Raw genomic sequence first — 10,270 nt, forward strand, 5'->3', positions numbered from 1 at the left:
TTCATCACGCGGATACTTTGCAAGAACATGCGAATTTGCACAGCTCCTGTTAAGACCGTATAAAAAATACCTACAGCTAGCAAGAAAATAACCAAAAAGTCCCATAAAGGGTCATTAAAAAATTTTACCCACGACATCAGTGTGGCATTGAGTTGTTCATTCATACTCGGTCCGCTTACGTTCCTTGCTAATGTGCTAAAAGCACATGCCAAAATACTGCAATAAACAAAAAAGCCCCTAGAAACCGGGACTTTTCAGTAAATTCAAGAAAAAACTTTTAATGTCAATTGAATAGCAATTACCGTCACAAGTTTAAGCAACATCATGCCCAACACTAAGCCTTTGAAGGTTGCATGAGAGAAAGCGACCTTCAGATAAAATAATATCATTGCGCTACTGAACTTTTCCGCTTTCGGAAAAACAGTATGCATCGACTCAGCTACAAACTTGGAAACTAACAAATGACCACCGCTAAATAAACTCGTCTAATGATTCCCATCAGTTAAGCGAGTTTTACAAAATCTGGATTTAAGCCAATAAGCATATTTACATATACTTTTGAACAAATGTCTAAACTGGATATAAATTTCAAAGACTGTAACGAGCCATCGCCATAATGCGACTATCTGCGCCCTTTTCTCCATGATCAAAGAAGAGTGCGTTTAGACCTGTACTAAGCTGTTGTATTTTTTGTGGCCCAGTAGCTGCTTGAGTTACGTTCATTTTCATGGTTGCAATGGTAATCGCCAATCCTTGTTTCATGAACTGCTTGTTGATGAGTGGTAAACTCATGTAAAGCTCCTATACCTCGTGTATTTCTCCATTTCTGCATCTAAATCCTTTTTGTAAAAGGATTTTGTTTGCAGCCACTATTTCCTAACGTGAGTATGGAGAAATCATACCTGCGTAAAAAAGTCGGTATTATGCAGAAATTTAAAGTTTTGTGTATATTTTTCATTAAAATTTTATATAAAAAATGGTCATATTTTATATAAAACTATCCGTTTTGTACTGTTTTTAAACATATTATACCTTTATTTCAATTGAATATTTTTCACCCACTCACCGTTATGCTTTTATTTTTATAACCGACAAAATCACACTATTTTGTCTATTTAAATCTAAAGTGGCATATTCGAATTATGATTAATCAGACAATATGTCTAGACTAATTAAATTATCATACCTGTAAGCATATCTCTTTTCTAATATTTTTTGCTTATAAATGAAGTACTTTCAAAGTATGAAAGTAAACTTCAAAAAGTATGAAATATTTACGAAAAAGATGTAGGAGTACTCATGAATCTGGAACAAGTTCGTCTCGTTGATGAAGCTATCACTTCTCGACATTCTGTCCGCGCTTTTTTAAATACTCCAATTGAGTCAGAAGTCATTAAGGATATATTACAAGTCGCAAGTCGAGCACCTTCTGGAACAAATACTCAACCATGGAAAGTCTATGTGGTAACAGGCAACAAGCGTGATGAAATGGTAAAGCGTGTTTGTGCAGCACAAATTGAAGTTTCAAAAAAACCAGAACTTGCAGAAAAATATAAAGAAACCTTTGCCTATTATCCTGAGAAATGGATATCGCCGTTTATTGATCGCCGCCGTGAAAATGGTTGGGGACTCTATGGTCTACTCGAAATTAAAAAAGGTGAAAAAGAAAAAATGGCAGAACAACAGTTACGTAATTTCAAACTGTTCGATGCTCCAGTCGGCCTTTTCTTTACTGTCAATAAAACGATGGGAATCGGGTCTAAAATGGATATCGCAATGATGATCCAGAACGTGATGGTTGCTGCTAAGGCACGTGGTTTAGATACATGCCCACAAGCAGCTTGGAACCATTTTCACCCTGTTGTTTTAGATATCTTGGGTGCATCAGATGAAGAAGAGCTCGTATGTGCAATTGCGTTAGGCCATGCTGATCCCAACCACATTGTAAATACCTTTATAACCCCTAGAGAACCCGTTGAAAATTTCGCAGTTTTTCTAGACGAATAATATATAAGTAGCCATTCTCTTAAAACTATGAGAATGGCTTTATTGTTACCTGTTTCGTCGCTTTTAATACGACAATAAAACCGCTTAGTGTAAATAACACCATCATCACGCCCATATTGAGCGACGCAGACCAAATAAGGAAATTAAGTAATACACCACCTAACAGGCCACAAGCGAATTGCATACTTCCCATGATTGCACTCGCTGTCCCTGCGCGAGCGCCTTGTTTGGACATTGCCAACGCCATTGCATTTGGTCCTGTTAAACCAATCCCTGAAATCGCTAAAAATAGCCCTAACATTACAAGCCATAAAGGTGCCGCAGGAATTAAACCAGCAATTAATACAATGCTTGCTCCTGTTACTTGTACCATTGAACCAGCTCTTAAACGTTTAGTGATTTCAACACGTGTTGTTAAGTGCTTGTTTAAAGATGACATCAACATAATGCCAAAAGCATTCAGTCCAAATACATAAGCAAACTCTTGCTGATTAAGTCCGTACTGATCCATAAACACTGCTGGTGCTGAGCTGATATAACAAAATAGTGCTGCTCCTGTTAAACACCCTGCAAACATAGGTAAACGGAAGCTCGTATCTTTGAAAATAGCCCCATAGAGGGTCACTACTTGATATGGTGAAAGCTTAAGCCTTTTATCAGTTGCTAATGTCTCTTTAAAGAAGAAATGTACACACAACCAACATATGACGCCGACAATTGAAAGGGCAATAAAAATAGCTTGCCAAGGAAACCAGATTAAAATCCATGCTCCAATCATAGGTGCCAAAATTGGTGCAAGTCCCATTACAATCATCATGCTTGAAAAAGCTTGTGCCGAGCCTTGAACGTCTAGTTTATCGCGTATTGCTGCACGAGCCATAACCACACCCACACAGCCACCTAAAGCTTGCAAAATACGAGCAGCAATCAAGCCCCATTCATTTGTCGCCAATACGCAAAATAAGCTTGCGACTGCGTAAAGTGCGAGGCCAAAGTAAAGTGGTTTTTTTCTACCAATACGGTCGCTTAGAGGACCATAAACCAATTGCCCAACAGCTAAACCAAAAAAGTAAGCTGGTAATGTATTTGCCACCATTTGCGTACTTACCCCAAAATCATGAGCCATTTGTGGCAAAGCAGGTAAGTACATATCGATGGATAATGGCCCTAAAGCCGTAAGCAAAGCGAGCAGCATAATCCAGCCAATAGAGTATTGACGCTGGGCTGTTTGTTCAGACATAACGATATTTCATTTTTCAATCATTTGCATACAGACAAGCTTACACTGTCTATCGTATGATTTGTGCAACATTGGTGTAGAAATACACAAATCCTTTATCACTCAGGTTGATCAGCAAGGACTTCCTTTGAAATCTTGGTTTAAACGCCTAAAAAGAGCGACTTATAACACAACATTTATGTATAACGTACGAATGCTGATAGCCTTTTCAGGAACTGCTTTCGTGCCTTATTTTTTAGGCTATCAATTAGCAACCATTCCACTCACTTTAGGTGTAGTCGCAGCAGGTTTAAGCGATATTGATGATCGCTTTTCCGTGCGAATCATGAACCTGATTTATACTTATATTGGGTTCTTCGTTACCGCTGCTTCCGTACAACTACTTTTCCCCTACCCAATGGCTTTTGCTTTAGGGTTAATTGCATCATGTATTGGCTGGATTTTACTCGGTTCATTAGGACGTCGTTACGCAACCATCTCTTATGGCTGTTTAGTTGTTTCAGTCTATACCATGCTAGGTGTTCATCTTTTTGATCACTGGTATATTCAACCGGCCCTTTTAGTTGCAGGTGCTGCATGGTATGGCCTCATTGCTACTATTAGCTTTTTATTATTTCCGGTTCGACAACTACAAGACAAACTGGCTGCATCTTATGCATCCCTAGGTGATTTTCTTTTCGCAAAATCAAATTTGTTTGATGTAGATATGACTCCTGCCAGCTATCAGCAAAGTATGATTGAGCTGTCGTTAGAAAATGGTAAATTAATTACGATTTTTAATGACTTAAAAACAGCTTTACTGACTCGTTTAAAAGGTGACCGTGGACAAAAAGATACACGCCGAAGCTTACATTATTATTTTGTTGCTCAAGATATTCATGAACGTGCTGACTCAGCCCATATTGACTATCAAAAATTAGCGAAAATTTTTCAGCACAGTGATATTTTATTTAGATTCCAACGAATTTTGGCTGTTCAAGGTAAAGCTTGCCAAGAGTTAAATGAATGTATTTTGCAACGCAAACCTTATAACCATAACAAACGCTTCAAGCAGAGTTTTGAGAACTTAAGACTATCTTTAGAGAAGCTAAGACGCGATCAGCATTATGACCTTTTATGGGTAAATGCTCTTTTCGCTTTATACCAAAATTTAAAGTCTATCGATTCCCAGTTACTCAACTTGGAAACTGAACAACACATTCAATCTGATAAAGTAAAACAAGCCGAGAACCAGCTGAAAGATGATGATTTACAAGGATGGAATGATATTGTCATCCGAATAAAACAGAACTTAACTCCTGAATCAGTGCTATTCCGCCACGCGATTCGCGTCTCGATTGTTTTGTTTATCGGATATGTCTTTATTCAAATGACCCATATTGAATATGGCTATTGGATTATGCTTACAGCTCTATTTGTAAGCCAACCCAACTTTAACGCGACCAAGCGCCGCTTACGTTTACGAATTGTTGGGACGTTAGTGGGTATTGTCGTTGGACTTGCGATTATCTTCTTAATTCCTTCGACAGAAGGACAACTATTCATGTTGATATTAAGTGGAGTCCTGTTTTTTGAATTACGCAGTAAACAATATGCACAGGCAACTGCCTTTATCACCATTTTGGCATTAATTAACTTTAATCTAGATGGTTCAGCAATGGCTGCTGCCATTCCTCGATTTGTAGATACTTTAATGGGATGTGCTTTAGCTTGGTTTGGGGTGACCTTTATTTGGCCTGACTGGAAGTTTCGACGTTTGCCTCGCAACATCAGACGCTCACTACAAGCCCAATGTAATTATTTAGCTGAAGTCGTCAAACAATATCATGAAGGCCGTAATCATGCGCTAAATTACCGAATTGTACGTCGAGCTGCACATAATACAGATGCTGAAGTTGCTTCACTTATTTCAACTTTAGCAACTGAACCAGACTTTGACCCGACTCGTAAATCCGATATTTTTGAATTTTTATGTTTAAACCATACATTTTTAAGTTATATCGCAGCACTTGGAGCACATCGAGAAAACATTCAGGATCAAGCTGTCCTTAAACTATTAGACCAAGCCCTTGATGATATTCAAGGGGCGCTATTAAGAGACGAAATGCCTGATCTTACAGCACAAAATATGCTCCAAACGATACGTCAACGTTTAAGCCAAAATGATGAAGACGACCAAAAATCACTCATTATTTTACAACAGCTCTCGCTCATGCTTGGTGTATTGAACCGATTTAGTATGTTAAAACAACGGCTAAGTCATGATCTTGATAATGATGCTAGTGAGCTTGCATCATTATAAATTTGCCTCGGAATTTAGTATTAAATTGGCATAATATCCTTTCCTGACTTATGCCAATTAGTGCTAAACTTAAAACAGTTTACAATTTGTTATTTGCACTATGACCGCGAAAACTTTATACGCTTATACGCTTCAGCCTGTTCCATATGACGTGTCAGAAGCTGAGCAACGTAATGCACAGCTTCTTATCTGGCGCAGCACTAATAAAATCAGCACAAAAATTTGGGCAATTATGGGTGTCGTTTTAGCCCTAGCTATATTAGGTCTTATTTTTATTAAGAACTACTCTACTGTTTTTTGCTGGGTTGCTATTGTCGCTGTAGTACTTTACTACCTAGGTCGTAAATACGGATTAGAATGGTACGTTAAACGCAAAATGAATGAATTTCCGGTACAGGAAATCAAAGGTATTCGTTTAGGTGTACAGCCTCATGGCATCGTGATGCGTCAGCAAATGGGCCTTCAAGAAGGCGTTGGTACAATTGGATGGAAAAATATCTACGAATGGTACAACGCACCTGATTTCATTTTGGTCAATTTCAAAGTAAAAGATCCAAAAGGTCAAGAGCAGCAAGGTGCTTATATTTTACCTAAGCGCATGGATTCTAAGAACTTTTCTTTCAATACGATTCGTACCCACTTAAAAGAATCTGTAGGCGAACCAAAAACCTTGTAATTTTAGATTCTATAAAAAGCCTCCTGATGGAGGTTTTTTATTAAAGTAAAAATAAATGATAATGAAAATTAATATTATCTCCAAAATCCATATTATCTACTCAATCTTCGGCTATACTTCGTTACAAGATCTCCATCATATTTACATTTTCGACCATGTTTAAAAAAATTTTATTTCAAATTCATTGGTTTCTGGGTATTACTGCTGGCCTCATCTTATCTATTATGGGTGTAACAGGTGCAATTTATTCTTATGATCAACAAATTTTAAAATGGGTGAATTCTGATAGTTATGTTGTTCAAGCTGAAAACACTCCAAAATTAACTCCTGCTCAGCTATATCAACATTTCAATACAACTCAGCCTGAAATTAAAATTAATAGCATTACGATTGCCAAGGACCCCACCTCTTCTTCTGTTGTGAATATTGAAAAAGAAGGTGAACGTCGTGGCTACAATATGATGGTTAATCCATATAACGCTCAAGTTCTGCCCGATGTTAAAGGCCGAAAACTGTTGATATTGATACAACAAATTCATCGTAATTTAACAGCTGGTGAAGTTGGCAAACAAATTACTGGTGCATGCGCACTGATGTTAATTTACTTCGTACTCAGTGGGCTATATTTACGCTGGCCTAAAAAGCATTCTGCTCGTCAATGGCTCGCTGTGAAGCCGAAACTCAAAGGCCGAAATTTTATTTGGGACCTACATGCTGTTGTGGGTACGTGGGTCATTGTTTTTTATCTTCTTTTCGCTTGTACAGGTCTATATTGGTCTTATGACTGGTGGCGTAGTGGCATGTTCAAAGTGATGGGAGTTGAACAACCTAAACCACAAGGTCATGGTGCCACTCCTCAAAATCGCGGAATGCAACAAGGTAAACAATCTGACCGTAATAAGGATAAAAAATCAGAGCCTCAATTAGATAATACTCAGCTCATTACAGCACTTAATCAAACATGGAGTGGCTTCAATAGTCAGGTCGGGCGCGATTATTCGACACTAACATTGAACTTACCGAAAAAAGATGATGGAAAAGTTGAGTTAAGCTTTGTCGATGCTACGCCACAACATGAGCGTGCACGTAACCAAGCCATCTATAATTATCAAACTGGTAATATCGAAAAGATGGAGCTTTACGAAGATAAAAAGCTTAATCAAAAGATCATGAGCAGCATGTTACCGGTGCATCGTGGTAGTTTCTTTGGACCAATTTATCAATTTGTTGCAATGCTTGCTTCATTAGCCATGCCTTTGTTCTTGGTCACAGGATGGATGCTTTATCTTAAACGCCGTAAACAGAAAAAATTAACGCAGGCGGCTCGTCAGTCTTTAGCTGGACAATACATTGATCCAAATGCGAAACCTTGGCTTATTACCTATGCAACTCAAACAGGTGTAGCCGAACAACTCGCTTGGAGTACGGCAACAAGTTTACAAGAAGCTCATCAACCTGTTCAGGTTAAACCTGTACAGCAGCTCACACAGTCTGATTTAGAGCAGCATGAGCAGGTTCTATTTGTAATCAGTACTTATGGTACTGGTGATGCACCAGATCTCGCCACAAGCTTTGCTAAAAAGCTTTTAAAAGCAAATCTAGATCTTAAACACATCAACTATGCTGTTTTGGCATTAGGTTCTAAAGAATATCCTGATACTTATTGTAGCTTTGGACATGAGGTAGACCTCTGGCTTAAAACTAATGGTGCTCATGCCCTCTTTAGTACAATTGAAGTTGATAATGCAAACTTATCGGATATTCAAAACTGGAATCAGGCACTCGCGAAAGCAACTAAATTAGATTTGCATGCGGTAAACTTAGAAAAAGTATTTGATACATGGGTACTGCAACAACGTGACCTACTCAATCCAAATAGCTTAGGTCAACCTGCTTATAATATTGAGCTTAATGCAAAGCACGAAGCACTATGGCAAGCAGGTGATATTGCTGAAATTCAACCAGGTAATAGCCCTGAACGTATTCACGACTTTTTGCAGAAGCATCATATTCTTAAAAATACAAAAGTTGACTCATTACAGATTCCAATCGAAAAAGCACTTTGGAATAAAGATTTAACGGGCGAAATTGAACCCTTTGCGAATCTGGACCATTTATTAGAGCAGCTCCCTAACTTACCAACGCGAGAGTATTCGATTGCGAGTATTCCTTCTCAGCAAGTGCTTCGTTTGGTTGTTCGTCAACAATATGACGCATCTGGTAACCTAGGTTTAGGTTCGGGCTGGCTCACTCAACATACGCAAGTTAATAATGAAATTGCTTTACGTATTCGTACCAATGAATCATTCCATCTTATTGATGACAACCGTCCTATTATTTGTATTGGTAACGGAACAGGTATTGCTGGCTTAATGAGCCTATTACACACCCGTACTCGTCATGATTACACTGAAAACTGGTTAATCTTTGGTGAGCGTCAAAGAGCATGTGATTTCTTCTATTCATCAACTATTGAGGCATGGCAAACAACAGGAATGTTAAAACGCCTTGATTTAGCATTTTCAAGAGATCAAGAAAAACGTGTGTATGTTCAGGATGTAATCCGTCAGAATGCAGCAGAATTAGTAAGCTGGATAGAACGCGGTGCTGTTCTGTATGTATGCGGTAGTATTGATGGTATGGCAAGCGGAGTTGATCAAGCACTTATCGAAATTCTGGGTGAAGAACAAGTAGATGAGCTAAGACAACAAGGCCGTTACCGCCGTGATGTCTATTAAAGACCAATAAAAACAAAAACCGAGTAATAGCTTAAATGCTTTACTCGGTTTTTTATTGCATTCAGAATGATTTTGCATACACTGTCTGCAATTTAAATTGCAACTCTAAGCACAATGCAAGTCAGTAAGTGGATCCGTATTTTCCTAGCAATCATTGGTTCGATTTTATTTCTAGATGGATTAGTTTTAATTTGTCTCAATAAAATTAATGTAGGCACAATTATTCCTTTCATTTTAGGTGCTTTCTTCTGCCTTTATTCTTTATTTTATTATCACTTAGAGCGCTTTTTCTTCTATCATTATCGCTTACACACGCTTTGGCGTTTTGGGTGGCTATGCTTCTGGATATGGCTAACTGGCTTAGGCTATTTTTTTAGCTTTATTAAAGAAAATAAAGATACTTCAGATAATATTCCTCCAGTAAAAGCAATTATTGTCTTAGGAAGCGGTGTCGAAAATGGTCAACCATCTACAATTCTTGCAAAACGTTTAGATACAGCCGCCCCTTTAGCGCTTAAACAACAGCAAGCAAAAGTTGTTTTAACAGGTGGTTTAGATTTTTCAGAAAAAGAAAGCGAAGCATTAGTGATGTCTCGTTATCTTCAGCAAAAGTATCATATTGCAAAAGAACGGATGATTCTTGAAGATAAAAGTACCAGCACTGAGCTTAATTTGAAAAATAGTCAACCACTATTAGCACAGCAGCACATTAACTTAAACCAACCAATTGCTATTGTTACAAGTGATTTTCATATTCCTAGAGCAGAAGCAATTGCAAAAAAACAGGGCTATACCCAAGTTTATGGAGTAGCAGCCGAAACACCATTAGCTACTCGCTATAATGCATGGTTACGTGAATATTTCGCGTATGCGAGTGGATGGCTTCTAAACGAATATTAAAAGTAATTTAGTCGAAAAACTGCTATTCAAAAAAATAGCAGTTTTTTTATTTGCCAAAATATTAGCAATCAGTACAAATATAAAGTCGATCTAAGCTGAAAATAATAAATTGCAGATTAAATTCTTATATTTAGTCTCAAATGAAACAAATTTAATGAGGATCAGGAACCCATCGAAGGCATAAGTATAGAAGTACTAAAGTTAAAAAATTGAAATCAATAGAAAAATAACTTAAAGGAGTAAAACTTTATTTTTTTAGAATAGAAAATTTGAACCCATACTTAATCACATAGTAAATAAGTTTACATGCAAGCATAAGATATTTATGGAAGAATTAATTTAGGAAATTAAATTTTCTGAAAGAAATAATGGTGGGCGCTGACGGGATCGAACCGCCGACATTCTGC

The 10,270-nt window shown here is 37.6% G+C and carries 8 protein-coding genes and 1 pseudogene; 5 read left to right on the top strand and 4 right to left on the bottom strand.

Features of this window, described 5'->3' with window-relative positions:
• From UC75_RS21950 to UC75_RS15215, 3 genes and pseudogenes are all read right to left on the bottom strand, one after another.
• Nucleotides 1-164, bottom strand: a pseudogene (locus UC75_RS21950) (sodium:alanine symporter family protein); the annotation flags it as partial.
• Between the two features lie 99 nt (nt 165-263).
• Nucleotides 264-431: a hypothetical protein gene (locus UC75_RS19020; RefSeq protein ID WP_116772752.1), complete on the bottom strand. Its 168-nt coding sequence runs from the start codon at nt 429-431 to the stop codon at nt 264-266.
• A gap of 157 nt (nt 432-588) precedes the next feature.
• Complete coding sequence (locus UC75_RS15215) at nt 589-792, bottom strand: hypothetical protein (protein WP_049838067.1); 204 nt, start codon at nt 790-792, stop codon at nt 589-591.
• Nucleotides 793-1,299: 507 nt separating this feature from the next.
• Here UC75_RS15215 and UC75_RS15220 point away from each other — a divergent pair.
• Entirely contained in the window at nt 1,300-2,007 is a 708-nt protein-coding gene (locus UC75_RS15220; protein WP_049838068.1) for a nitroreductase, read from the top strand.
• A gap of 25 nt (nt 2,008-2,032) precedes the next feature.
• Here UC75_RS15220 and UC75_RS15225 read toward each other — a convergent pair whose 3' ends face one another.
• Complete coding sequence (locus UC75_RS15225) at nt 2,033-3,247, bottom strand: multidrug effflux MFS transporter (protein ID WP_049838069.1); 1,215 nt, start codon at nt 3,245-3,247, stop codon at nt 2,033-2,035.
• A gap of 127 nt (nt 3,248-3,374) precedes the next feature.
• Here UC75_RS15225 and yccS point away from each other — a divergent pair, with 127 nt between their 5' ends.
• The 4 genes from yccS to UC75_RS15245 all read left to right on the top strand — a co-directional run bounded on the left by yccS (nt 3,375) and on the right by UC75_RS15245 (nt 9,863).
• Nucleotides 3,375-5,549, top strand: coding sequence for a YccS family putative transporter (yccS, locus tag UC75_RS15230; RefSeq protein WP_034596023.1), 2,175 nt, complete (start codon nt 3,375-3,377; stop codon nt 5,547-5,549).
• A gap of 100 nt (nt 5,550-5,649) precedes the next feature.
• Nucleotides 5,650-6,225: an SdpI family protein gene (locus UC75_RS15235; protein WP_013196917.1), complete on the top strand. Its 576-nt coding sequence runs from the start codon at nt 5,650-5,652 to the stop codon at nt 6,223-6,225.
• A 155-nt stretch (nt 6,226-6,380) separates the two neighbouring features.
• Nucleotides 6,381-8,963: a PepSY domain-containing protein gene (locus UC75_RS15240; protein WP_049838071.1), complete on the top strand. Its 2,583-nt coding sequence runs from the start codon at nt 6,381-6,383 to the stop codon at nt 8,961-8,963.
• A 114-nt stretch (nt 8,964-9,077) separates the two neighbouring features.
• A complete protein-coding gene (locus UC75_RS15245; protein ID WP_049838072.1) occupies nt 9,078-9,863 on the top strand; it encodes a YdcF family protein in 786 nt (261 codons plus the stop codon).
• Nucleotides 9,864-10,270 lie beyond the last annotated feature (407 nt).

It is taken from the genome of Acinetobacter sp. V2 (assembly GCF_001188385.1).
GTDB lineage: Bacteria > Pseudomonadota > Gammaproteobacteria > Pseudomonadales > Moraxellaceae > Acinetobacter > Acinetobacter oleivorans.

What these genes read in the sequence shown, in the direction of transcription:
- UC75_RS15225 (WP_049838069.1), bottom strand. Translation starts at nt 3,247, where the DNA reads ATGTCTGAACAAACAGCCCAGCGTCAATACTCTATTGGCTGGATTATG.
- UC75_RS19020 (WP_116772752.1), bottom strand. Translation starts at nt 431, where the DNA reads ATGCATACTGTTTTTCCGAAAGCGGAAAAGTTCAGTAGCGCAATGATA.
- UC75_RS15235 (WP_013196917.1), top strand. Translation starts at nt 5,650, where the DNA reads ATGACCGCGAAAACTTTATACGCTTATACGCTTCAGCCTGTTCCATAT.
- UC75_RS15220 (WP_049838068.1), top strand. Translation starts at nt 1,300, where the DNA reads ATGAATCTGGAACAAGTTCGTCTCGTTGATGAAGCTATCACTTCTCGA.
- UC75_RS15240 (WP_049838071.1), top strand. Translation starts at nt 6,381, where the DNA reads ATGTTTAAAAAAATTTTATTTCAAATTCATTGGTTTCTGGGTATTACT.
- UC75_RS15245 (WP_049838072.1), top strand. Translation starts at nt 9,078, where the DNA reads ATGCAAGTCAGTAAGTGGATCCGTATTTTCCTAGCAATCATTGGTTCG.
- UC75_RS15215 (WP_049838067.1), bottom strand. Translation starts at nt 792, where the DNA reads ATGAGTTTACCACTCATCAACAAGCAGTTCATGAAACAAGGATTGGCG.